The organism is Enterobacter cloacae complex sp. SHL021 (assembly GCF_049237765.1).
Taxonomy (GTDB): Bacteria; Pseudomonadota; Gammaproteobacteria; order Enterobacterales; family Enterobacteriaceae; genus Enterobacter; species Enterobacter cloacae.
The window spans coordinates 169,510-193,294 of the sequence record NZ_JBMKJG010000009.1 but is presented as its reverse complement, the minus strand read 5'-3'; the positions used below and the strand labels follow the sequence as shown (position 1 = coordinate 193,294).

General features: G+C 54.6%; 26 protein-coding genes. 17 read left to right on the top strand and 9 right to left on the bottom strand.

What is annotated here, in order from left to right; genetic code table 11:
* Window positions 1–79, top strand: a 79-nt coding sequence (locus ACOTZF_RS11685; protein WP_032084584.1) for a hypothetical protein, incomplete at its 5' end; no start/stop codon positions are given.
* A 21-nt stretch (window positions 80–100) separates the two neighbouring features.
* On the top strand, window positions 101–1,054 hold the full coding sequence (gene fliB, locus ACOTZF_RS11680) for a flagellin lysine-N-methylase (protein WP_421636093.1): 954 nt from the start codon (window positions 101–103) through the stop codon (window positions 1,052–1,054).
* A 47-nt stretch (window positions 1,055–1,101) separates the two neighbouring features.
* Here the strand turns inward: fliB and fdhF are convergent, their stop codons facing one another.
* From fdhF to ycgZ, 4 genes are all read right to left on the bottom strand, one after another.
* On the bottom strand, window positions 1,102–3,252 hold the full coding sequence (fdhF, locus tag ACOTZF_RS11675) for a formate dehydrogenase subunit alpha (RefSeq protein WP_038980313.1): 2,151 nt from the start codon (window positions 3,250–3,252) through the stop codon (window positions 1,102–1,104).
* 176 nt (window positions 3,253–3,428) lie between these two features.
* Window positions 3,429–3,707, bottom strand: a complete 279-nt coding sequence (locus ACOTZF_RS11670; protein WP_013096961.1) for a biofilm development regulator YmgB/AriR family protein — start codon at window positions 3,705–3,707, stop codon at window positions 3,429–3,431.
* A gap of 29 nt (window positions 3,708–3,736) precedes the next feature.
* Complete coding sequence (locus ACOTZF_RS11665) at window positions 3,737–4,057, bottom strand: hypothetical protein (protein ID WP_029883869.1); 321 nt, start codon at window positions 4,055–4,057, stop codon at window positions 3,737–3,739.
* A gap of 4 nt (window positions 4,058–4,061) precedes the next feature.
* The gene (gene ycgZ / locus ACOTZF_RS11660; RefSeq protein ID WP_013096960.1) at window positions 4,062–4,301 is read right to left on the bottom strand and encodes a regulatory protein YcgZ; all 240 of its coding nucleotides are present in this window, start codon (window positions 4,299–4,301) and stop codon (window positions 4,062–4,064) included.
* A 341-nt stretch (window positions 4,302–4,642) separates the two neighbouring features.
* Here ycgZ and ACOTZF_RS11655 point away from each other — a divergent pair, with 341 nt between their 5' ends.
* The 9 genes from ACOTZF_RS11655 (at window position 4,643) to ldtE (ending at window position 13,724) form a co-directional block, all read left to right on the top strand.
* Window positions 4,643–5,863, top strand: coding sequence for a diguanylate phosphodiesterase (locus tag ACOTZF_RS11655; protein ID WP_129251589.1), 1,221 nt, complete (start codon window positions 4,643–4,645; stop codon window positions 5,861–5,863).
* 190 nt (window positions 5,864–6,053) lie between these two features.
* Entirely contained in the window at window positions 6,054–6,782 is a 729-nt protein-coding gene (locus ACOTZF_RS11650) for a MerR family transcriptional regulator (protein WP_013096958.1), read from the top strand.
* A gap of 313 nt (window positions 6,783–7,095) precedes the next feature.
* Window positions 7,096–7,464, top strand: coding sequence for a Fe-S cluster assembly scaffold SufA (gene sufA, locus ACOTZF_RS11645; protein WP_008500631.1), 369 nt, complete (start codon window positions 7,096–7,098; stop codon window positions 7,462–7,464).
* An 8-nt stretch (window positions 7,465–7,472) separates the two neighbouring features.
* Complete coding sequence (sufB, locus tag ACOTZF_RS11640; RefSeq protein ID WP_013096956.1) at window positions 7,473–8,963, top strand: Fe-S cluster assembly protein SufB; 1,491 nt, start codon at window positions 7,473–7,475, stop codon at window positions 8,961–8,963.
* A gap of 9 nt (window positions 8,964–8,972) precedes the next feature.
* Window positions 8,973–9,719, top strand: coding sequence for a Fe-S cluster assembly ATPase SufC (sufC, locus tag ACOTZF_RS11635; protein WP_013096955.1), 747 nt, complete (start codon window positions 8,973–8,975; stop codon window positions 9,717–9,719).
* Window positions 9,694–10,965, top strand: a complete 1,272-nt coding sequence (gene sufD / locus ACOTZF_RS11630) for a Fe-S cluster assembly protein SufD (protein ID WP_038980321.1) — start codon at window positions 9,694–9,696, stop codon at window positions 10,963–10,965. The genes sufC and sufD overlap by 26 nt, the downstream gene beginning before the upstream one ends.
* Window positions 10,962–12,182 (top strand): cysteine desulfurase SufS, encoded by a 1,221-nt coding sequence (gene sufS / locus ACOTZF_RS11625; protein ID WP_129317788.1) that lies wholly within the window; start codon window positions 10,962–10,964, stop codon window positions 12,180–12,182. The genes sufD and sufS overlap by 4 nt, the downstream gene beginning before the upstream one ends.
* A 14-nt stretch (window positions 12,183–12,196) precedes the next feature.
* Window positions 12,197–12,613, top strand: a complete 417-nt coding sequence (gene sufE, locus ACOTZF_RS11620; protein WP_013096952.1) for a cysteine desulfuration protein SufE — start codon at window positions 12,197–12,199, stop codon at window positions 12,611–12,613.
* A gap of 97 nt (window positions 12,614–12,710) precedes the next feature.
* Entirely contained in the window at window positions 12,711–13,724 is a 1,014-nt protein-coding gene (gene ldtE, locus ACOTZF_RS11615) for a L,D-transpeptidase LdtE (protein WP_023620680.1), read from the top strand.
* A 61-nt stretch (window positions 13,725–13,785) separates the two neighbouring features.
* On the opposite strand, the gene lpp is transcribed toward ldtE, so the two are convergent.
* The 5 genes from lpp to ACOTZF_RS11590 form a co-directional block, all read right to left on the bottom strand.
* Window positions 13,786–14,022, bottom strand: a complete 237-nt coding sequence (lpp, locus tag ACOTZF_RS11610) for a murein lipoprotein Lpp (RefSeq protein ID WP_001082307.1) — start codon at window positions 14,020–14,022, stop codon at window positions 13,786–13,788.
* Window positions 14,023–14,333: 311 nt separating this feature from the next.
* Window positions 14,334–15,746, bottom strand: a complete 1,413-nt coding sequence (gene pykF / locus ACOTZF_RS11605) for a pyruvate kinase PykF (protein ID WP_013096950.1) — start codon at window positions 15,744–15,746, stop codon at window positions 14,334–14,336.
* Window positions 15,747–15,753: 7 nt separating this feature from the next.
* Window positions 15,754–16,050: a hypothetical protein gene (locus ACOTZF_RS11600; protein WP_418250441.1), complete on the bottom strand. Its 297-nt coding sequence runs from the start codon at window positions 16,048–16,050 to the stop codon at window positions 15,754–15,756.
* Window positions 16,051–16,123: 73 nt separating this feature from the next.
* Window positions 16,124–17,269, bottom strand: coding sequence for a trans-sulfuration enzyme family protein (locus ACOTZF_RS11595; protein ID WP_129317787.1), 1,146 nt, complete (start codon window positions 17,267–17,269; stop codon window positions 16,124–16,126).
* 10 nt (window positions 17,270–17,279) lie between these two features.
* Window positions 17,280–18,650: a pyridoxal-phosphate dependent enzyme gene (locus tag ACOTZF_RS11590; RefSeq protein ID WP_062729103.1), complete on the bottom strand. Its 1,371-nt coding sequence runs from the start codon at window positions 18,648–18,650 to the stop codon at window positions 17,280–17,282.
* 398 nt (window positions 18,651–19,048) lie between these two features.
* Here ACOTZF_RS11590 and ACOTZF_RS11585 point away from each other — a divergent pair, with 398 nt between their 5' ends.
* The 6 genes from ACOTZF_RS11585 to ACOTZF_RS11560 all read left to right on the top strand — a co-directional run bounded on the left by ACOTZF_RS11585 (window position 19,049) and on the right by ACOTZF_RS11560 (window position 23,725).
* Window positions 19,049–20,071 carry a methionine ABC transporter ATP-binding protein gene (locus ACOTZF_RS11585; protein ID WP_020688322.1) on the top strand — a complete coding sequence of 341 codons (1,023 nt, stop codon included), beginning with the start codon at window positions 19,049–19,051 and terminating at the stop codon, window positions 20,069–20,071.
* Entirely contained in the window at window positions 20,064–20,732 is a 669-nt protein-coding gene (locus ACOTZF_RS11580) for a methionine ABC transporter permease (RefSeq protein ID WP_013096946.1), read from the top strand. Before ACOTZF_RS11585 ends, ACOTZF_RS11580 begins: the two co-directional genes overlap by 8 nt.
* Before the next feature lie 24 nt (window positions 20,733–20,756).
* Window positions 20,757–21,569: a MetQ/NlpA family ABC transporter substrate-binding protein gene (locus ACOTZF_RS11575; RefSeq protein WP_047352554.1), complete on the top strand. Its 813-nt coding sequence runs from the start codon at window positions 20,757–20,759 to the stop codon at window positions 21,567–21,569.
* Window positions 21,570–21,678: 109 nt separating this feature from the next.
* Entirely contained in the window at window positions 21,679–21,888 is a 210-nt protein-coding gene (gene fumD, locus ACOTZF_RS11570) for a fumarate hydratase FumD (protein ID WP_013096944.1), read from the top strand.
* Between the two features lie 118 nt (window positions 21,889–22,006).
* Window positions 22,007–22,174 carry a hypothetical protein gene (locus ACOTZF_RS11565; RefSeq protein ID WP_062729105.1) on the top strand — a complete coding sequence of 56 codons (168 nt, stop codon included), beginning with the start codon at window positions 22,007–22,009 and terminating at the stop codon, window positions 22,172–22,174.
* 144 nt (window positions 22,175–22,318) lie between these two features.
* Window positions 22,319–23,725, top strand: coding sequence for a DUF1996 domain-containing protein (locus tag ACOTZF_RS11560; protein ID WP_421636092.1), 1,407 nt, complete (start codon window positions 22,319–22,321; stop codon window positions 23,723–23,725).
* Window positions 23,726–23,785: the final 60 nt, after the last annotated feature.

Here is a 23,785-nt window from a genome sequence, read left to right as displayed (position 1 = left end):
AAGGGAAGACTTACTCGTGGCTGCAACCCTACTAGCTCAAAATTTATTCACACATGGTTACGCTTTGGGGAAATTATGAGGGGATCTCTCAGAGCTCTGCATGGTCCACCGCGATCTGGGGGAAGAGGCGCTCTCGCGTACCTGCAGCACTTACCCCCGGAGTTCAACTCGCTACCAGGATGAGACACGGCACACGATGACGCTCTCCTGCCCGGAAGTGGTGCGGCGGGTGCTGTTTGACCCGGATGCGATGCTGCTTCAGGAGCAGGATGAGCTGGTGGCGGGCTATAAAACCAATTTGATTGGGCAGCGCCAGTCTGTCTCGCAGACTCAACAGGTGATCCATCTTTTCGCCTGGAATTTAATCCAGTCGCCATCCCGTAATATAGAAGAAAATTTGATGGCGCTGGCGCAGTTTATTCTTTGTCTCCAGCACGTTAACGTCGATCTGCATAATAAATTTGCTGAAGTGGAAAATTTCTACGAAGCGCTTCTCAATGAGTTGCAAAGCGGAAAATCGCTGATGGATTCCGGTCATCTGGCGAAGTCAAACGCGATGAAATATCTGGCGTTGTCCGTCATGGGAACGCATGTTGCAAAAGATTCAGCCCGGGACGGTTTTATTCTTGAAGGGCATCAGCAAATTGCCGCATACCTGGATGTTGCCGGTATTAGCGACGCGGCGGAACTGGAGACAAAATTCGACGCGATTAATCAGCAGTGGCACAAATTATGTGAGGATTCCTGTTTGTCAGAACCTTACGTGTTACGCAATTACCTGCTGTACAAACTCTACAGCAGCTATTTCCCCGGCAAAAACATGGCGACGATGATGCGTCAGTTTTATCGTATCGTGCTGGACTTTTTCTATATCAAATTCATCCTCAGCGTGAGATCGATGCAGGGCGAAATCGACCAACAGGTGGTAATGAAAACCATCGCCAGCCTCTCCGAAAAGACCATGCACAATAACACCATTGATGCCCGCATGGACGCTGCGATTGATAAAATCAATGGCGGCGATGATTTATCCTGCCTGCTGTTGATTGGATAAACGCCCGTAACGTAGGCCGGGTAAGCGCAGCGCCACCCGGCATTTTCTCAGACATTCACCGCACTGATCAGCCGAGACTTCATGGACTGGTACGCCGATGCCGCAAAGTCCTCAGCCCAGCGTTGATCCTCAATGGCGTCCAGCTGAACCGCACAATACTTCGTTTCCGGCGTTTTGGATATCGGATCAAGATTATCCTGCGTCAGTTCGTTGCAGGCACCAATCCACCACTGATAGGTCATATATACAGCCCCGGGGTTGATGCGTTCGCTGAGGCTGGCGCGGGTAATCACTTTACCGCGGCGCGAACGCACCCAGACCAGTTGCCCGTCAGTGATACCGCGTTGTTCCGCATCCGCCGGGTTCAATTGCACCCGACCCGGTTCGTCGGCCAGGCTTTGCAGCGCGGCGCAGTTCCCGGTCATGGAACGACAGGAGTAATGTCCCACTTCGCGCACCGTGCAGAGCACCAGAGGATAGTCTTCGTCAGGTGTTTCAGCGGGCGCTCGCCAGGGCGCGGCAAACAGTCGCCCTTTGCCGGTTGGCGTGTCGAAGTGATTATCTTTGTACAAATACGGTGTGCCGGGGTGATCGAGCGTTGGGCATGGCCACTGGACATGGCCCATTTCGCCCATTTTTTCGTATGTTACGCCGTAGAACAGCGGACACAGCGCGCGCATCTCATCCCAGATCTGCTGGTTTGAGGTGTAGTGCATCGGATAGCCCATTTCTGTCGCCAGCAGGCTGATGATCTCCCAGTCGCGTTTTACGTTGCCGCTGGCCTCAATGGCCTTGCCGAAACGCTGGAAGCCACGATCGGCACAGGTAAAGACGCCCCCGTGTTCGCCCCAGGAGGTGGCGGGTAACAGAACATCCGCCACTTCCGCCGTTTTGGTCATGAAGATGTCCTGAACCACCACAAAGTCGAGCGCCTCAAAGCCGCTGCGCACCAGGCCCAGGTCGGCCTCGGTCTGCAGCGGATCTTCCCCCATGATGTAATAGGCTTTGACTTTACCTTCCAGGGCGAGATGCGGCACCTCGGTAATGCGCGTGCCGACGCGATCGTCCATTACCGTAACGTCAATTCCCCAGGCATCGGCGAACTTCTGCCTGACAGCCGGGTCCGTCACGTCCTGATAGCCGGGGAACATATTGGGCAATACGCCCATGTCACACGCTCCCTGCACGTTATTTTGTCCGCGAACGGGACCGACGCCGACTGCAGGGCGACCAAGATTACCGGTTAACAGCGCCAGACTCGAAAGGCCTTTTACCACATCTACGGCCTGACCAAACTGTGTGACGCCCATTCCCCACATCACGGTCGCGGAAGGGGCCGCTGCGAAAGTGCGCATCGCCTGGCGGACATCGTGGGCGGGAATGCCGGTCAGATGTTCGACCTTCTCTGGCGCGTACTCTTTCACCGTCTGCCGGTAGGCCTCAAGCCCCTCCGTGAAGCGTGCGACGTAGTTTTTGTCGTACAACTCCTCTTCCAGCAGCACATAGCCAAAGGCGTTAACCAGTGCCATATTGCTGCCGTTTTTCAGTTGCAGATGTTGGTCGGCAATGCGGGCTGTTTCAATCCGACGCGGATCGCAGACGATAATTTTCGCACCGTTCTCACGGGCTTTCAGCACGCGGCGGGCGACTATTGGATGGGAATCGGCGCAGTTGTATCCGAAAACCAGCAGGCATTTTGAGTGTTCAATGTCGTTAATGGAATTACTCATCGCGCCGTTACCCAGCGTTTCCTGCAAACCCGCCACGGAAGGCCCGTGGCAGACGCGTGCGCAGCAGTCCACGTTGTTGGTATGGAGTACCGCACGGGCGAATTTCTGCATCACATAGTTGGTTTCATTGCCCGTCCCCCGGGAAGAACCGGTGGTCATGATGGACCGCGGGCCGAACTGCGCTTTAATGTTTTTAAGCTTGTTGGCGGTATAACGAATGGCCTCGTCCCAGGTGACCGGGGTAAAGGGTTCGCCTTTGTGGTAGCGGATCATCGGTTGCGTCAGGCGAGGGGTGAGCAAGCGGGTATCGTTAAGGAAGTCCCAGCCGTAAAAGCCTTTCAGGCACAAGGTGCCCTGATTGGTTACGCCGTCTGCGGCTTCGGCACGGATAATACGGTTATTTTCAACAACGAGGTTTAATTTACAGCCTGCACCACAGTAAGGGCAGACGCTGGCGATTTTTTTCATCAATAACAGACCTGTTAAGAAATGAAGCAAGATGACCGGAGAGCCCGATCCCGTAAAGAGGAGTAAGCAGGAAGTGTGCCATCTTTACGATGCGTGTTTCACAGGGTGTTATGAGGGGGGGAGGGGTGTCATCGTCAGGCTGGTCGACAGTTATGACGATGACACGTTAGCTAATTTTAAAGGTCGTCCATTGTGTAACCCACAACAATTTCCAGCGTTTTACGAATGACGTCGGCCTGAACCACGTCATCCGTCGCTTCCAGCGTCTGGATCAGCCAGAGAATGATCGCTTTGTTGGTAAGGTGACCTTCCGTGGCCAGGACACAACGTACTGCAGTAGAAAAAATCGCGGATTCTTCAGCAAAACGATCGCCAGCGTGGCGGAAATACTCCGACAAAGCGCTGTCCAGAAAAGCCGAATGGTATTCGGGTTGTGGCTGAATATTCTGTCTCATTTGTTCTCACCGTAGCTGTTAAATTGCAGTCAATGTATTTTCCTGGGATTGGACGGTTTTCCATCACCAAATAACGGCACTACATTGTCTCTGTTATCCTTGAGAGATCCCTCTCTGATTGGTCGTCCTTGCGCGGTTCTGCGACGTATAAAGGCGCTGTTTTTTGAGCCGATGTCGGCTATCACCCTCGCCAGTGTCTCCCGCCGCCGGGGATCCTTTTCATGTATTTGCATTTTACGCAGACGCTGTACCAGAGAATCGGTCGTCAGTGGCCCCCGTTCTTTCAGGAGGGAAAGCACGGCTTCACCGATAAGCTGGTCTGTGAGTCTTTCAGCGTCACTGCGATTCATAACGTTACCGTTCGAAGAGCAAACCAAGCAGCATGTGGTAATGCTGTTCCTCTTCCGGCCCTTCGGCCTTTTCTAGGCGACTTAAGAGTTTGGTGCAGAGCGACTTGCGGTTGAGGTTTCGCCCGTCGCTAAGAATTTCAACCACGACTTCACCCAGCGTTTCCTGTTGCGTTGGAAGCGCGGCTTTTTCGAAGTACTGCGCAATAGCGGCGGCAGAATCTGCGACGTAACCGTTCTGTTGCATGTTTCGCTCCTGTAAAATTTAGTAATCACTAACGTTACATTTAAGGTATACACAAATCCCAAATCTGTACATCTAAAATGTACAGATTTTTAAATTTTTTATGATATATTTTATAAACTTTTTACATTTCAGTGGGTTATTGATGGGGTTTGTAACGGTATCGTAACAGAATATATTGTACAACTTGAAGTGTCGTGGTTAAGTTGTACAACATCGAAAATTCGGGTCATAAACGTCCTAAATCATTGAGACGTAAATTATTTGCCTGACAATTAATATGCTATAACAGAACTCTATCCACGCGTTTTCGTGGCCAAACCCCTAACCCCTCCAGGAAAAGCATGCTGACAACCATCATATACCGCAGCCATATTTGCGATGACGTTCCGGTGAAAGCGCTGGAAACCATGGTCGCTGCTGCAGATAGTAAAAACCGACAATTCGACGTCACGGGGATCCTGTTGTTTAACGGCACGCATTTTTTTCAGTTGCTCGAAGGGCCAGCCGAAAACGTGACCGCCATTTATGAGCAGATCTGCCGCGATCCGCGTCACCACAATGTGGTGGAACTGATGCGCGATCACGGACCTTCCCGGCGTTTTGGCAATGTTGGGATGGAACTCTTTGATTTGCGCCACTTCGACCGGGAAGATGTTCTTCAGCAGGTGCTTAATAAGGGCACGACCCGCTATCAGCTGACCTATAACGATCGTCCGCTGCAGTTCTTCCGCACGTTCGTTGAGGCAACGGAGAAGGCCAACTATTTTGAATTGCCGCCCGCCGATACCTGGGATTTTATCCCCGAGGAGACGCCGTTATCCGCGCAACCGCCGGTGGTAGCAAAAGGGGCGGACTGCAGCTTTGCATTTCAGCCGATTGTGGATCCCTTTATGCAGGAGGTGGTCTCCTGGGAGGCACTGCTGCGCACGCCATCCGGCGACTCGCCACGGGCCTATTTTGCGGCGCTTCCGCATGAAGAGGTCTACGCAGCAGATTTGCACAGCAAACAGGTTGCGCTCTCCATGGCCAGTGCGCTGGGGCTACAGAATCAGACGCTGTCGATTAACCTGTTGCCCATGACGCTGGTCAATGTCCCGCATGCCGTCGATTTCCTGCTCACCGCTATCGACGCGAACGGCTTTGTGCCGGAGCAAATTGTGGTGGAATTCACCGAAAGTGAAGCCATCTCGCGCTTCGATGAGTTTACCCATTCGGTCCGGCAGTTAAAAAGTGCCGGTATCAGCGTGACGATCGATCACTTCGGGGCCGGTTTTGCCGGGCTGCAGTTGCTGGCCCAGTTCCAGCCGGACAGAATTAAGATTAATCGCGATCTGGTGCTGGATGTGCATAAAAGCGGTCCGCGTCAGGCCATCATTCAGGCGATTATCAAGTGCTGTTCCTCGCTGGAAATTCAGTTCTGCGCCGTTGGCGTAGAGAAGGCTGAGGAGTGGATGTGGCTGGAATCTGCGGGAATTTCCCAGTTCCAGGGACACCTGTTTGCCAGCCCCCGACATGGCGGCATTCCGGCAATTTCGTGGCCCGAGAAAAAGTCTGGATTGTGATAAAGCTGTACAACCTTTGGCAGAGTTAACTGTACGTAAGGTGGAATTTAGACAACAATAGAGTTAACGGCGTGGATGGTGTCCTCACCATTCACCTGTTTCAAACTGAGGTCTTAGTTATACAAATAGCTTGTACAATCTGATAAGGTTGCTGTGGTTGGGTATGGAAGTATTGAGCGTGAGGGAGTTAATGGCCTATTACAGTATCGGCGAAGTCGCCGAACGATGCGGTATCAACCCCGTTACGCTGCGTGCCTGGCAGCGCCGTTATGGTTTGTTGAAGCCGCAGCGCAGCGAAGGGGGGCATCGTCAGTTCGACGACGAGGATATCCTGCGTATTGAAGAGATCAAACGTCTGATGAAATCAGGCGTTTCGGTGGGGAAAGTAAAAGCCTTGCTGGAGAACAAGGAAGTGATGACCCAGGGTAACTGGGCCGCTTTCCAGGAAGAGATGATGACCGTTTTGCGCTATGCCAGCCCGGCAAAACTGCGCGCAAAAATTGGCGAGTTTCGCCGCGATCACGCCATGGATGCGCTGATCGACAACATTATTACCCCCGTAAGGCAGCGCATGAATCAGGATCAAAATACGGTGCGCCATATGGCGAGCCTGTTTGATGGTGTGCTGATCGAATTCGCCGTGGCAAGCCTGGCAGAATCGCGTAAAAAAGCTGGTAAAGATGCGTTGCTCATCGGTTGGGAGTGCGACGACCGCACTCATCTGTGGCTTGAAGCCGCGCGCTTAGCCAATAAGGGCTGGCATATCGACGTGCTGGCAGAGCCGATTGATTCACCGCGTCCCGAACTCTTCCCCGGGCAGAAACTCTTTGTCTGGACGGGAAAATCGCCCACGCCCCGTCAGCAGGAACAGCTCGATCACTGGCGTGAACAAGGTTTTTCCGTCGCCTTTCATCATTAATCATCAGAGGCCTTGAGGGCCTTTTTTTCTTTCTGTCCTGTCCTGCGCAAAAGCTATCTCAAAAATAGGCATTTCCGATGCATATTTTGCTTTTCCTTTTAATCAGACGAACGACGCAGCGAAATGCATTATTAATCAATGCATTGAACAATTAAATCCATCCCGCCAGCATCCTCTCACAGGGTCTATGCTTAATAAAACCAGGCAAAAAGGGCGATTAAGCCTAATGCCCCTGCTGTCAGAGGGTTGAAGTGATAATCGTTATCACTAACATGGTGTTATGCCCTGATGGCTTATCAGATGAGGTGGACCTATGGAACTGCATTCAGAAACCTTTAACCCTGCCGATTTCGCCTGGCGCGGTTTAACGCTCACGCCAGCGGCGGCGGCACATATTCATGAGCTGGTGGCGAAAAAGCCAGAGATCCTCGGCGTGCGTTTAGGGGTCAAGCAGACCGGCTGCGCGGGGTTTGGTTATGTGCTCGACACCGTCACCGAACCCGAAAAAGATGATCTGGTGTTTGAAACGGATGGCGCAAAACTGTATGTCGCGCTTCAGGCGATGCCGTTTATCGACGGCACCGAAGTGGACTACGTGCGTGAAGGTTTAAACCAGTTATTCAAATTTCATAACCCGAAAGCCCAGAACGAATGTGGCTGCGGCGAAAGCTTTGGGGTATAGGCGGTACTATGTCTCGTAATACTGAAGCAACGAGTGAAGTAAATACCTGGAGCGGCGGACACCTCAACTATAAAGAGGGGTTCTTCACCCAGCTGCAAACTGATGAACTGGCGAAGGGCATCAACGAAGATGTCGTGCGCGCAATTTCAGCCAAACGTAACGAGCCGGAATGGATGCTCGAATTCCGCCTGAGCGCTTACCGGGCCTGGCTGGAGATGGAAGAGCCGCACTGGCTGAAAGCCCACTACGATAAGCTGAATTATCAGGATTACAGCTACTACTCTGCACCTTCCTGCGGCAGCTGTGACGACACCTGCGCCTCGCAGCCCGGCGCGGTACAGCAAACTGGCGCGGATAATAGCTTCCTGAGTAAAGAGGTGGAAGAGGCGTTTAACCAGCTTGGCGTACCGGTTCGCGAGGGGAAAGAGGTGGCGGTGGACGCCATTTTTGACTCTGTCTCGGTGGCAACCACCTACCGTGAGAAGCTGGCAGAACAGGGGATCATTTTCTGCTCTTTCGGCGAAGCGATCCACGATCACCCGGAACTGGTGAAAAAGTACATTGGCACCGTGGTGCCGTCTAACGACAACTTCTTCGCGGCGCTCAACGCAGCGGTCGCCTCAGACGGCACCTTCATCTACGTGCCGAAAGGGGTACGTTGTCCAATGGAGCTGTCGACCTATTTCCGCATCAATGCGGAAAAGACCGGCCAGTTCGAGCGCACCATTCTGGTGGCGGACGAAGGCAGCTACGTCAGCTACATCGAAGGGTGTTCCGCGCCGGTGCGCGACAGCTACCAGCTCCACGCCGCGGTGGTTGAAGTTATCATCCATAAAGACGCCGAAGTGAAATACTCCACGGTGCAGAACTGGTTCCCGGGCGACGGTAATACCGGCGGTATCCTCAACTTCGTCACCAAGCGTGCGCTGTGCGAAGGCGAAAACAGCAAGATGTCCTGGACCCAGTCTGAAACCGGCTCGGCCATTACCTGGAAGTATCCGAGCTGTATTTTGCGCGGGGATAACTCCATCGGCGAGTTTTATTCCGTTGCGCTGACCAGCGGCCATCAGCAGGCGGATACCGGCACCAAGATGATCCACATTGGTAAAAACACCAAATCGACCATCATCTCAAAAGGTATCTCCGCCGGACACAGCCAGAACAGCTATCGCGGGCTGGTGAAAATCATGCCTACGGCCACCAACGCGCGAAACTTTACCCAGTGTGACTCCATGCTGATTGGCGCAGACTGCGGCGCGCATACCTTCCCGTACGTGGAGTGTCGCAACAACAGCGCCCAGCTTGAGCATGAGGCGACAACGTCGCGTATCGGGGAAGATCAGCTTTTCTACTGCCTGCAGCGCGGGATCAGTGAAGAAGATGCCATCTCGATGATTGTCAACGGCTTCTGTAAGGACGTTTTCTCTGAACTGCCGCTGGAATTTGCCGTTGAAGCCCAGAAACTCCTCGCCATTAGTCTTGAACACAGCGTCGGTTAAGGAAAGCACATGTTAAGTATTAAAGATTTACAGGTTAGCGTGGAAGACAAAGCCATCCTGCGTGGCCTCAATTTTGACGTCAAGCCGGGTGAAGTCCACGCCATTATGGGGCCGAATGGCTCCGGGAAAAGTACGCTTTCAGCGACGCTGGCGGGACGCGAAGATTACGAAGTGACCAACGGCTCGGTGGAGTTTAACGGCAAAGATTTGCTGGAGATGTCGCCGGAAGAGCGCGCGGGGGAGGGCATCTTTATGGCTTTCCAGTATCCGGTCGAAATTCCGGGCGTCAGTAATCAGTTCTTCCTGCAAACGGCGCTCAACGCGGTACGTAAATACCGTGGCCTGGAGGCGCTGGATCGTTTTGATTTTCAGGACCTGATGGAAGAGAAGATCAAGCTGCTGAAAATGCCGGAAGATTTGCTGACCCGCTCGGTGAACGTCGGTTTCTCCGGCGGCGAGAAGAAGCGCAACGACATTCTGCAGATGGCGGTGCTTGAACCTGAACTGTGCATTCTGGATGAGACCGATTCCGGTCTGGATATCGATGCCCTCAAGATTGTCGCCGACGGGGTGAATTCTCTGCGCGACGGCAAACGGTCATTCATTATCGTTACCCACTATCAGCGTATTCTTGACTACATCAAACCGGATTACGTCCACGTGCTTTACCAGGGGCGCATTGTGAAATCCGGTGATTTCACGCTGGTCAAACAACTGGAGGAGCAGGGTTATGGCTGGCTTACCGAACAGCAGTAATGCGCTCCAGCAGTGGCACCGCCTGTTTGAAGCGCAGGGCGGAAGGCGTTCTGAGCAGGCACAACAGCACCTGCAACAGATGCTGCGCCTCGGTTTACCCACGCGTAAACATGAGAACTGGAAGTACACGCCGCTTGAGGGCCTGCTGAACGCTGAATTTGTCTCGCAACGGGCGGATATCACACCGACGCAGCGCGATGCACTGGCGCTGAATGTGGATGCCCTGCGCCTGGTGTTTGTCGACGGCCAGTTCCGTCCTGATCTGAGCGACAGCACCGACGAGAGCGGTTATACGATCACTATTAATGATGAGCGCCAGGGCCTGACGGCACCCGTGCAGCCGGAGGTCTTTCTGCACCTTACCGAGAGCCTGGCGCAGAGTGTGACGCAGATTCACGTGAAGCGAAACCAGCGCCCGGCGAAACCGCTGCTGCTGATGCACATCACCCAGGGCCTGGACGGCGATGAAATCAATACTGCGCACTATCGCCACCATCTGGAGCTGGCGGAGGGGGCGGAAGCCACGATTATTGAACATTACGTCAGCCTCAACGATACCCGCCACTTTACCGGGGCGCGCCTGACGATGAATGTCGCCGCCAACGCTCAGCTGCACCATATCAAGCTGGCATTCGAGAACCCGCAGAGTCACCACTTTGCGCATAACGATATCCTGCTTGGACAAGATGCAGCGGCATACAGCCACAGCTTCCTGCTGGGGGGCGCGGTACTGCGTCACAATACCAGCACGCAGCTTAACGGCGAGAACACCACCCTGCGCATCAACAGCCTGGCGATGCCGGTCAAATCGGAAGTGTGTGATACGCGGACCTGGCTTGAGCACAACAAAGGCTACTGCAACAGCCGCCAGCTGCACAAAACCATTGTCAGCGACAAAGGCCGCGCGGTGTTTAACGGTCTGATCAATGTGGCGCAGCACGCCATTAAGACCGACGGGCAGATGACCAACAACAACCTGCTGCTGGGGCGCCTGGCAGAAGTGGACACCAAGCCGCAGCTGGAGATCTATGCCGACGACGTAAAATGCAGCCACGGCGCCACGGTCGGGCGCATTGACGATGAACAGATGTTCTATTTGCGTTCGCGCGGTATTGACCAGCAGGCGGCGCAGAAAATGATTATCTACGCCTTTGCCGCAGAGCTGACGGAGGCGCTGGACGATGGCCTGTTAAAACAGCAGGTGCTGGCCCGTATTGGTCAGCGTCTGCCTGGAGGCGCAGCATGAGTTTTCCCGTAGAGAAAGTACGGGCCGATTTCCCGGTTCTGACCCGTGAAGTGAATGGACTGCCGCTGGCCTATCTCGACAGCGCTGCCAGCGCGCAAAAACCGAATCAGGTGGTGGATGCAGAAGCCGAATTCTACCGCCACGGTTACGCCGCCGTGCATCGCGGTATTCATACGCTGAGCGCAGAGGCGACCCAGCGTATGGAGAACGTCCGCACCCAGGTGGCCGCTTTTCTGAATGCGCGCTCGCCGGAAGAGCTGGTGTTTGTGCGCGGCACGACGGAAGGGATCAACCTTGTCGCCAACAGCTGGGGCAGTGCGCAGGTCCACGCGGGCGATAACATCATCATCACCGAGATGGAACACCACGCCAATATCGTGCCGTGGCAGATGCTCTGTGAGCGTGTGGGTGCTGCGCTACGGGTGATCCCGTTGAATCAGGACGGCACGCTTCAGCTTGAGCACCTTGATGACCTGCTGGACGACCGCACGCGGCTGGTGGCGATAACCCAGGTCTCTAACGTGCTGGGCACTGAAAACCCGGTGGCAGAGATCGTCGAAAAAGCCCACCGGGCGGGCGCGAAGGTCCTGATTGATGGCGCTCAGGCGGTGATGCATCACGCGGTGGATGTTCAGGCGCTGGACTGCGATTTTTACGTCTTCTCCGGGCATAAGCTTTATGGCCCAACCGGGATCGGCGTGTTGTATGTGAAAGACGATATTTTGCAGGCCATGCCGCCGTGGGAAGGGGGCGGCTCGATGATCGCCACCGTCAGCCTGTCGGAAGGGACCACCTACGCGCGCGCGCCGTGGCGTTTTGAGGCTGGTACGCCCAATACCGGCGGGATTATCGGGCTTGGGGCTGCTCTCTCTTATGTCTCCTCCATTGGCCTTGAGGCCATCCAGGAGTATGAGCAGATGCTGATGCACTACGCGCTGCAGGAGCTTGCCAGCGTGCCCGAGTTGACCCTGTATGGCCCGGCCAACCGGCAGGGCGTGATTGCGTTCAATCTGGGAAAACACCATGCCTATGACGTGGGCAGTTTCCTCGATAACTATGGCGTGGCCGTGCGTACGGGGCACCACTGTGCCATGCCGCTGATGGCATTTTATCAGGTCCCGGCAATGTGCCGCGCGTCGCTGGTAATGTACAACACAACGGAAGAGGTCGACAGGCTGGTGGCGGGGCTAAAACGCATTCACCAGTTGCTGGGCTAACGGAGAAGCGAACAATGGCAGAGTTGCCGGACAAAGATAAATTACTGCGTAACTTCGGACGTTGCGCAAACTGGGAAGAAAAGTATCTCTATATTATTGAGCTGGGGCAGCGTTTGCCGCCGCTCAGTGAAGCGGCGCATAACCCGGATAATATTATTCAGGGCTGCCAGAGCCAGGTGTGGATTGTGATGGAGCAAAAGGGCGACGGTACGATTGAATTGCACGGCGACAGCGATGCCGCGATTGTGAAAGGGCTTATCGCCGTGGTCTTTATTCTCTACCACCAGATGTCCGCGCAGGATATTGTCGCCTTTGATGTGCGCCCGTGGTTTGAAAAAATGGCCCTGACCCAACACCTCACCCCGTCCCGCTCCCAGGGGCTGGAAGCGATGATTCGCGCCATCCGCGCCAAAGCTGCAATCATTAGCTAGACTTACAGGACAGCATTCATTCTGTTTCGCGAGGTGGTTCCCGCCTCGCTGGTTTTTCAGCTTTCTGGCGTTCTGTCAGTGAATAAGGAATCTCAGCATGAAGCGCGCGTCTCTAATAACACTCTTACTCCTTGGTTCGCTCGGCGCTCTTAATTCGGCCAGTGCGATGGATTATCCGTTACCGCCCGCAGGCAGCCGTCTGATTGGGCAAAATCAAACCTACACAATACAGGAAGGGGATACCAAACTTCAGACCATCGCACGTCGGTTTAATACTGCGGCACAGCTCATCCTTGAAACCAATAATACCATTGCGCCGGTAAACCCTGCGCCGGGAACGGTGATTACCATTCCATCCCAGATGCTGCTTCCGGATACGCCACGCGAAGGTATTGTGGTGAACCTGGCCGAGTTACGGCTCTACTACTATCCGCCGGGGGGAAATATTGTTCAGGTTTTCCCGCTGGGGATTGGACAGCTGGGGCTGGAGACGCCGGTCACGACGACCCGCGTGAGTCAGAAGATCCCTAATCCAACCTGGACCCCGACGCCGGGCATCAGAGCGCGCTCTCTGGAACAGGGCATTAAATTGCCGCCGGTCGTACCCGCCGGGCCAAATAACCCGCTGGGACGCTTTGCACTGCGTTTAGGCGTGGGCAATGGGGAATATCTCATCCACGGTACCAGTGCGCCGGACAGCGTTGGCCTGCGGGTGAGTTCAGGCTGTATGCGCATGAATGCCCCGGACATTAAAGCCCTGTTCGAACAGGTGCGGGTTGGCACGCGGGTGCAGATTATCAATGAGCCGGTGAAGTTCTCCGTCGAGCCGGATGGCAAACGCTATATTGAAGTACATCGTCCGCTGGCGCAGGTGGAGGGGGAAAACCCGCAGATTACACCTATTACCCATTCCGCTGACTTTGCCTCGTTTGTTTCTCAGGCAGGAAGTGACAAAGCGCTTATTGATAAAGCCTTGTCGCGCCGGGCGGGGATCCCGGTCGCCGTATCGGCGGCTAACGGCCCATCAGCCAGCAACAACGTGCAGTCCGTACAGAACAGCCGTGTCTCTGCTGCGGTAACGGAAGAGGATGGCGAGAAGGTGACGCAGTAGGGGGTTTGACGCAGGCAAAAAAAATGGCGCACAATGTGCGCCATTTTATTAACAGGTACTATTACTTACGGTATTTAGTAGCCTGGTTGTCCAGACGCTGGTTAGCGCGAGCTGCGTCGTCTTTAGCAGCCTGAACGTCGGAACGCATTGCGTTCACGTCGTTGCTCAGCTGGTCAACTTTAGCGTTCAGAGTCTGAACGTCAGAAGACAGCTGATCGATTTTAGCGTTGCTGGAGCAACCTGCCAGCAGAGTAGAACCCAGGATTACCGCGCCCAGTACCAGTTTAGTACGATTCATTATTAATACCCTCTAGATTGAGTTAATCTCCATGTAGCGTTACAAGTATTACACAAACTTTTTTGGGTTGAGAATATTTTTTTGATGGGAATACGCCTATTTTTGATCGTTCGCTCAAAGAAGCAACGAATTCGGCATTTTTGTCGAAAAAGCTATGTTAAAAAAGGCATTTTTCATCGGATTCGTCTTGCATAAATCGCGATTAAATAGAAAAACCCGATTTGCTTTTTGAATAGAGTTGGCTAATACCACGAATAAAAAAAGCGCCCCGAAGGACGCTTTTTATCAAAAACTAATTCGTTTGAACATTATTACAGCACGTGAACAGAGGCGGTATTGGTTGTACCACTCGGTACCAGTGCACCCGATACCATTACCACCACGTCGCCTTTCTGTGCCAGGCCGCTTTCCAGCGCCAGTTCTTTACCCTGAATGTAGAAATCGTCGGTAGAGGCGATCTCTTTCACCAGGTGCGCAACAACACCTTTGCTCAGCACCAGCTGACGCGCAGTGGTTTCATTGGTGGTCAGCGCCAGGATGGTAGCATCCGGGAAGTATTTACGTACGGCACGCGCAGATTTACCGCCCTGGGTTGCAACCACGATCAGTGGCGCTTCCAGCTTCTCAGCCGTTTCTACCGCACCGCGGCAGACCGCTTCAGTGATGCGCAGTTTGCGGCTGTCGTTGTTGAAGTCCAGACGGCTGGTCATCACGCGGTCAGTACGTTCGCAGATGGTGGCCATGATGGACACCGCTTCCAGCGGATATTTACCTTTTGCGGATTCGCCAGACAGCATGACGGCATCAGTACCGTCGAGGATGGCGTTCGCCACGTCGCCTGCTTCTGCGCGGGTTGGACGTGGGTTTTTGATCATGGAGTCCAGCATCTGGGTAGCAGTGATAACCACTTTACGTGCGCGGACACATTTCTCGATCATCATCTTCTGCGCGAAGATCACCTCTTCTACCGGGATCTCAACACCCAGGTCGCCACGCGCAACCATGATACCGTCAGACGCTTCGAGGATTTCGTCGAAGTTATTCAGGCCTTCCTGGTTTTCGATTTTGGAGATGATCTGGATCTTCTCGCCGCCGTGCGCTTTCAGGTGCTCACGGATTTCAACCACGTCGGAACGTTTACGGATGAAGGAGGCAGCAACGAAATCAACGCCTTGCTCGCAGCCGAAAATCAGGTCTTGCTTGTCTTTTTCAGCCAGTGCTGGCAGCGCGATGGAAACGCCTGGCAGGTTAACGCCTTTGTTTTCGCCCAGGTCGCCGTTATTCAGCACTTTACAGATGACTTTGTTGCCTTCGATGGCGGTGACTTCCATTCCGATCAGACCATCGTCTACCAGCACGGTGTTACCCACAGACAGATCGCTGGTGAAGCCTTCATAGGTTACCGCAACGATTTCGCTGTTACCGACCACAGACTTGTCAGTGGTGAAGGTGAAGGTCTGGCCCGCTTTCAGGGAGACGTCGTTACCGCCTTCCAGTTTGATGGTGCGGATTTCAGGACCTTTGGTATCCAGCAGGATGGCGGCTTTTTTACCGGTCTTGCTCATGACGTTGCGCAAGTTCTGGATACGCTGACCATGTTCAGCGTAGTCACCGTGAGAGAAGTTCAGACGCATAACGTTCATGCCGGCGTCCAGCATTTTGGTCAGCATCTCTTCAGATTCGGTTTTCGGGCCGATGGTACAAACAATTTTCGTCTTTTTCATGACAGTCTTAGTCTTTAAGTTGGGAAGGATATGGAAATCTCGCTCCGGGGGCGCACCGCCGCGGAGTCAAACCTGTGTTGCAAAAGAGTATATGACACGCACTAAGGATAGGAGACATCAAATGAGCGTGCAGAAGAAAGTGTGCCTGAGTGACAGCCCAACGAAGGAGAGGAGAAGTTGTACGTTGTTTTTTGTATTCCAAGCGCTGAAACCATTCACCAGGGATTTGGCGCGCATTATACGCTGATTTTAAGATAAAAGGAAAATGGAAACGGTGTTTCAGAAATAATCTGTGCAGTTTCACATAATATTGTTATCAATGCGTTAAGGCATAATGACATCTTATGGCGACAGGCGAGGGGCCTGCCGCCGTTTGCTTATTTTTCCAGCGCCTGACTCAGATCGGCAATCAGATCGTCTGCCTCTTCGATCCCCACGGACAGGCGGATCAGCTGCGGCACAATGCCGTTAGCCAGACGCTGCTCGCGCGGAATTGAGGCGTGGGTCATGCTGTAGGGCTGACTTACCAGGCTTTCCACACCGCCGAGACTTTCTGCGAGGGTGAACAGCTTCAGCTTGCGGATCACCTCCGTCGCACGTTGCGCATCGCCTTTCACCACGACGGAAATCATCCCGCCCGGCAGCGCCATTTGCCTGCGGGCGAGCTGATAGTGCGGGTGCGAATCCAGCCCCGGATAGAACACCTTTTCGACCTGCGGCTGCTGCGCAAGCCATTGCGCAATCGCCAGCGCGTTGCTGCTGTGCTTTTCCATCCGCAGAGCCAGGGTACGCATTCCGCGCAGCGTCAGAAAACTGCTGAAGGGATCGAGCACGCCGCCGATGGCGTTTTGCAGATACCCCAACCGTTCCGCCAGCGCCGGGTTATCGCCTACCACCGCCAGCCCGGCTACCACGTCGGAATGGCCGTTCAGGTATTTAGTGGCGGAGTGCACCACGATATCAAAACCCAGCTCCAGCGGACGGTGAATGACCGGAGAGGCGAAGGTGTTATCCGCCACGCTTATCACGTTATGGCGGCGGGCAATGGCCCCGATGGCTGCCAGGTCGGCCAGTTTCAGCAGCGGGTTAGTCGGCGTCTCCACCCAGATCATGCGCGTTTGGGGACCAATGGCGGCTTCCAGCGCGGCCAGATCGTCGGGCTTTACCCAGCTGACCCGCAGCCCGGTGCTGCGCTTGCGCACGTTTTCAATCAGACGGTAGGTGCCGCCATACACGTCATCAATGGCGACGATATGGCTGTCTTTATCCAGCAGCTCCAGTACGGTGGAAATGGCGGCCAGACCGGAGGCAAAAGCATAGCCGCGCGTGCCGCCTTCCACTTCGGCGATGGCGGTTTCCAGCACATGGCGGGTAGGATTGCCGCTTCGGGAATATTCGTAGCCGGTATGCTCCCCCGGCGACGGTTGCGCAAACGTCGAGGTGGCGTAAATGGGCGGCATAACCGCGCCGTGTTGATCGTTAACCTGGCCGCTGTGTACGCTGAGCGTGGCGAGATTTTTCATTCTCGTTTCCTTATTGCTGTAGACGGTTGCGCCAGGCGGTGAGGAGATCGCTGCGGGTGATCAGACCCAGAAAACGGTCATTGTCATTAATCACCGCCACCAGACCGCGGTCGAAGATGGCGTGCAGGGCGCTTTCCGGCGCGTGCTTATCAAGAATCTCCACCTGTTGCGTCATGGCCGCCGTGACGGGGAGGGCAAAGCGAGCCCCGTCACCGCCAATGTGGCGCAGCAGATCCCACTCATCAATAATGCCTACCACCTTGCCGTTCTCCAGCACCGGCAGCTGCGAGATGTCATACAGGCGCATGCGTGCCAGTACGGTGGAAAGCGTGTCGTCCGGGGCGGCGGTGACGGTGGCGCCCTCGTCGTGGCGCAGCGCAATGTAGTCGGAGAGATCGCCTGCCTGCGAGCGGGACATCAGCCCCTGCTGGCGCATCCAGTCATCGTTGAACATCTTTGAGAGGTATTTATTGCCGCTGTCGCAGGCGAAGGTCACCACGCGTTTCGGCGTGGTCTGTGCCTGGCAGTACTTCAGCGCGGCTGCCAGCAGGGTTCCGCTGGAGGAGCCTGCCAGAATGCCTTCCGTTTTCAGCAGCTCGCGCGCGGTGGCGAACGCGTCGCGGTCGGTGATGCGCCAGGCGCGATTCACCCCGTCAATGTGGGCCAGTGGCGGAATAAAGTCTTCGCCAATTCCCTCAACCAGCCAGGAGCCCGCGTCGCGGTAGCGTCCGGTTTCCACCTGGTCGGCCAGAACCGATCCTGCCGGGTCTGCGAGGACAAACTCCGTGTGCGGAGAGTGTTCGGCGAACCACGCCTGCAGGCCACCCAGCGTGCCGCCTGATCCCACACCCACCACGATGGCGTCGATCCTGCCGTTAAGCTGTTCAAACAGCTCCGGCGCGGTGGTGGTACGGTGCGCCAGCGGATTGGCTTCGTTGTTGAACTGATCGATGAAAAACGCGCCGGGCAGTTCACTCGCCAGACGCCGGGCGTAATCCTGGTAATAGGCGGGATGGCCTTTATTGACGTCCGAACGCGTCAGTACCACCTGGGCACCCAGCGCGCGAAGGTGGAAGATTTTCTCGCGGCTCATTTTGTCCGGTACCACCAGGATCAGCGAATAGCCTTTCTGGGCGGCGATCAGGGCCAGACCCAGGCCGGTATTCCCCGCCGTGGCCTCAATAATCGTGCCGCCCGGCTGCAGCTGGCCGGTGCGCTCCGCTTCATTAATCATCGACAGCGCCACGCGGTCCTTTATAGAGCCACCCGGGTTCTGGTTCTCCAGTTTCAGAAACAGCGAGCAGAGGCCGGTGTCCAGTTTATGCAGCTGGATAACCGGTGTATGGCCAATCAGTTCAGTGACGGAGTGGTAAATCGTCATGGTTTTTTCCTTTCAGGAGGTCATGACGGGATGATAGGGCGATGAAAATTTCGCAAGAAAGAACGAATCTCTGCTTTTTAGAACAGAAAAGAATATAAATGGTGTTTTTGGATGTCAGGATAGCAAGACGTAAAGTGCTCCGGATGTGAGGATGGCTATATCAACAGAATATGTTGAAAAAATGCGCGTTTTTGGCGTGGGTCGCCCCTGACATATGCATCGTGCAGATAAACATTGCTGAAATTGGTCTAAACGGGTCTCGCCCGCGACAGGCAGTGTTTATTCCCTCTGGTTATAACACATGCTTTTTTGTTCATTTAAAAGCAAGTAACGGCTGATTACTATCGTTTGGACATCCATACTTCTAAACCGCCAGGGCGGACGGATAACGAATAAGAATGATTGTTCTCAGCAATATTTCTAAGGTCTTTGACAACGGCAAGGTGGCGCTCACGGCCGTTGATAACGTCAATCTGACGATTGAGCAGGGGCAGATATACGGCATTATTGGCTACAGCGGCGCGGGGAAAAGTACGCTTATCCGCCTGTTAAATGGCCTGGAAAAACCGAGCAGCGGCAGCGTGACCATTAACGGTCAGGACATTTCTGCCGCAAAGGGGGAAGCGCTGCGACAGGCGCGTCTGAAGATCAGCATGGTGTTCCAGCACTTCAACCTGCTGTGGTCGCGAACGGTAGCGGAAAACATTGCCTTTTCGATGCAGATCGCCGGGGTGCCAAAGGCCAGGATTCAGGCTCGCGTGGCCGAGCTGGTGGAACTGGTCGGGCTGAAAGGCCGTGAAAATGCGTATCCGTCGCAGCTGAGCGGCGGGCAAAAGCAGCGCGTGGGCATTGCGCGTGCGCTGGCGAACAACCCGGACGTGCTGCTCTGTGACGAAGCCACCTCTGCGCTCGACCCACAGACCACCGATCAGATCCTCGATCTGCTGCTGGACATAAACCGTCGTTTCAGGCTGACCATCGTCCTCATCACCCACGAGATGCACGTGGTGCGCAAAATCTGTGACCGGGTGGCGGTGATGGAGAACGGTAAAGTGGTGGAAGAGGGCGACGTGCTGAGCGTTTTTACCCATCCGCAGCAGCCGATTACGCAGCAGTTTGTCCGCCAGGTGAGCCAGTACGCCGAGGAAGAGACCTTTAATACCGAGCTGGCAAACGATCTGGAAGGGACGGTCATCCGTCTGACCTTCACCGGGCACAGCACACATAAACCGATTGTGGGTGAATTGACGCTGCGCTACGGCCTGCCGTTTAACATTCTGCACGGAAAAATGACCCAGACGGCGCACGGCGTGTTTGGCCAACTGTGGGTACACGTGGTGGCATCCGATGAACAACTGAACAATATCCTCGCCGACCTGAAGCACAGCGATATTGAAGGCGAGGTGATTAAACATGGCTGAAAATCTCTTTCCGCATCTGAAGTGGGATCAGCTCTGGGCGGCAACGCTTGAGACGCTGTACATGACCGCGCTCTCCGGTGTGGCGACCTTTGTGCTGGGGATCGTACTGGGTCTGGCGCTGTTTTTAACCGCCCGCGGCGGATTGTTCCACAACCGCACGGTCTATAGCGTCATTTCAATTGTGGTGAACGTGTTCCGCTCTATCCCGTTCATCATTCTGATTGTTTTGCTGATCCCGTTCACCAAGACCGTTGTTGGCACCATCCTGGGAGCTAACGCGGCACTGCCTGCCCTGATTGTGGGCGCCGCACCGTTCTACGCCCGTCTGGTGGAGATCGCCCTGCGTGAAGTGGATAAAGGGGTCATAGAAGCAACGCGCTCAATGGGGGCACGACTGAGCACCTTAGTGTTTCGGGTTTTACTGCCGGAATCATCACCCGCACTGGTTTCAGGTATTACGGTGACGCTGATTGCGCTGGTGAGCTACAGCGCAATGGCCGGAGTGATTGGCGCCGGTGGGTTGGGAAATCTGGCTTATCTGGAAGGATTCCAGCGCAACCATGGTGACGTCACGCTGGTGGCAACGGTGACCATTTTGATCATCGTTTTTGTTATCCAGTTCTGCGGCGACATCATTACCTCACTGTTAGATAAACGCTAATAAATACACACAGGAACCATCATCATGAAAAAGACACTGACACTGATCGCCGCAGCAACCCTCAGCGCCCTGAGCTTTGCCTCATGGGCTGACACCCTCACCGTGGGGGCGTCGAATACGCCACATGCTGAAATTCTCGAGCAGGCAAAGCCGATTCTGGCGAAGCAGGGTATCGACCTGGAGATCAAACCGTTCCAGGACTACATTCTGCCCAACACTGCCCTGGCGGGTCATGACATTGACGCGAACTACTTCCAGCACATCCCTTATCTGAACAGCGTGCTGAAAGATCACGAAGGCGATAAGGACTATGATTTTGTCAGCGCAGGCGCGATCCACATCGAGCCCATCGGCATCTACTCCAAAAAATACAAGTCGCTGAAAGACCTGCCGGAAGGCGGCAAAATCATCATGCGTGATGCCGTTTCTGAAGAGGGGCGTATTCTCTCTATCTTCGAAAAAGAGGGGGTGATCAAGCTGAAGCCTGGCATCGACAAAGTGACCGCGCGCATCAGCGACATCGTGGAGAACCCGAAAAAGCTGCAGTTCACTCCTGACGTGGAAGCGTCTCTGCTGCCGCAGATGTATAACAACGATGAAGGCGCGGCGGTCGTGATCAACGCCAACTACGCGATTGACGCCGGTCTGGATCCGGTTCACGACCCGATTGCGGTTGAGAGCGGTGAAAACAACCCGTATGCCAATATCATTACCGTGCATCGCGGTGACGAGAAGAAGAAAGATATCGTTGCGCTGGTGAATGTGCTGCACTCCAAAGAGATTCAGGACTGGATCCGCACCAAGTACAAAGGCGCGGTGATCCCGGTAAATAACTAATTAATTGATTTAGCTTAGGAAGCCCGGTGAGTTTCTCGCCGGGCTTCTTTTTTGTATCCGGGCGAGGGATCATTTAAGCTGACGGTTTAGGGCAACGGAGTGGATCGCTATGGGCAATGTGACCAAAGACGAAGAGCTGTACCAGGAGATGTGTCGGGTGGTAGGGAAGGTCGTTCTGGAGATGCGTGACTTAGGGCAGGAGCCCAAGCATATCGTGATTGCCGGGGTACTGCGTACGGCGCTGGCGAACCAGCGCGTAAAACGGAGCGAGTTAACCACCCAGGCAATGGAGACAGTGGTGAAGGCGCTGGCCGGGTAAGGCACCAGCGTTTCGCGAGTTACTCAAATCCTGCATATCAACTGTCGTTATTGTTATTTCCCCTTCCTGATGGAGGCGTGTTTTACTGAAGTCAGGTAAAGCGAGAGGGGTAAAGACGATGAAAAAGTGGATAAGCACGTTACGGCGGTTTTTTGCGACCCGGCCCGTGAATGCGGAGAACAGCGCGCAACGTGTTCTTGAGTCGATACTGCCTGTCGCCAGTCTGTATGGCGTGGACGTGGCCAACATTGACCCGGAGTGGTTCCATGATAAAACGCCACGCTGAACTGCGCCGCACGCGCGAAATGTACTGGAATGAGCTGTGCATCGACGCTGTAAAGCGTGGATGAGCGGAAAAATACGCTGGGAAATCCTCGGTTAACGCAGGCCGTTTTGTTACCAATATCTCCTTTCACAGATGGAGATGAAGATGAAACGGACTGTATTCACGCCCGCCCTTTTAGCCACCGCGTTACTGATTGCCATGCAGGCGGCCCATGCCGGGCCACAGGCGCATGTGGTCTGCAGTTACTCCCACACCCTCGGCGATGACGCCATCATGATGTTTGGTATGCCCAACCAGGCCATGTGGCACGATTTCTTTGGCAATACCCATACCGATGCCTTTTCAACCCGGGAAACCTTGCGCCAGCACGAAGAGACGACCTGTGATAACAAGGCCGACGGCTCTGCCTACTGGGCGCCTTCTCTGAGATTACCCGACGGAACGGTGGTCAAACCGGCCTACCAAAAAACTTATTATCAGGCCTCGAAGGTTGATGCCTATCCCTTGCACCCGTTCCCGGCCGGGCTGTCGCTGCTCGCCGGGGATCATCACGGCAGCACGCCCAACCCCCATATCAGCTTTTTATGCGCGAACGGGAATGGCTATAGCAGCAAAATCGGGGAGGTGTGCGGGCTGCGTAAAGCTAACGATGCCGTCCAGTTTAATATTGGCATTCAATTTCCGAACTGCTGGGACGGTGTGAATCTGAAGCCCGACCACGGTCTGGCCAATGCGGCGTATGACGTTAACGGCCAGTACCCGAGCGCGTTCCCGGTAAAAATTCCAACGGTTAATATGAATGTGGCTTACGTGCTGCATGGTATTACCCGCCTGGACACCCGTCAGGCGCAACTGTCGCTCGATCCGGTGATGCAGGGGGCTGAACGTGAAGAACGCTGGGGTAGCCTCTACACGGCGCATGCCGATTTCATGAACGGCTGGACGGACGATGCCGCCCGCTTTATGACCGAACGCTGCATGAACCGCGGTATGGATTGTGGTTCAACCGTGCCCTATGGTTATTCTATGGCGAAGGCCAATGTCTGGCTCAGCAGTCTTGAACCGAACATCTCTCAGCCTTCACCGCAGGTGTTACTGGTAGAAGATAACTGGCAGAACGGTGGACGCACAAAAAACAGCGAGACGCTGAGCCTGGTAAAATTCCATATCCCGCCGCTGCCCGCCGGGCAGGATCCGTCCTTGTTTAAATACCGCGTCCGTATTTTCGGTGGGAAGGTAGAAAACAATGGGGCCGATCAGATTTTCTTTTATCCGGCCAGTAATGACTGGGATCCTGCGACCGTGAAGTGGTCGTCGCGTCCGGCCTGTAATTACCGTTCCGATGCCGTGCTTTATCTGAACCATGTTCGTGAATACCGGATGGTCGACGTGGATAAAGCCGTGCGTAAGGCGCTGGCGGAAGGGAAAACCGAGATCTCGTGGTATATCGGTGGCGATCGCCAGGGAAATCATTATCAGTTTGAACCTGCCTCATCACCAGACGGGTTAATGCTCATGCTGACTGGCTTTAAACATACACCGGAGGTCTGACCCCACGTTTTTTTGTTCTTAACAGGGTTAGCTGGTAAGGTCTCGGCATTCGCCACTGCC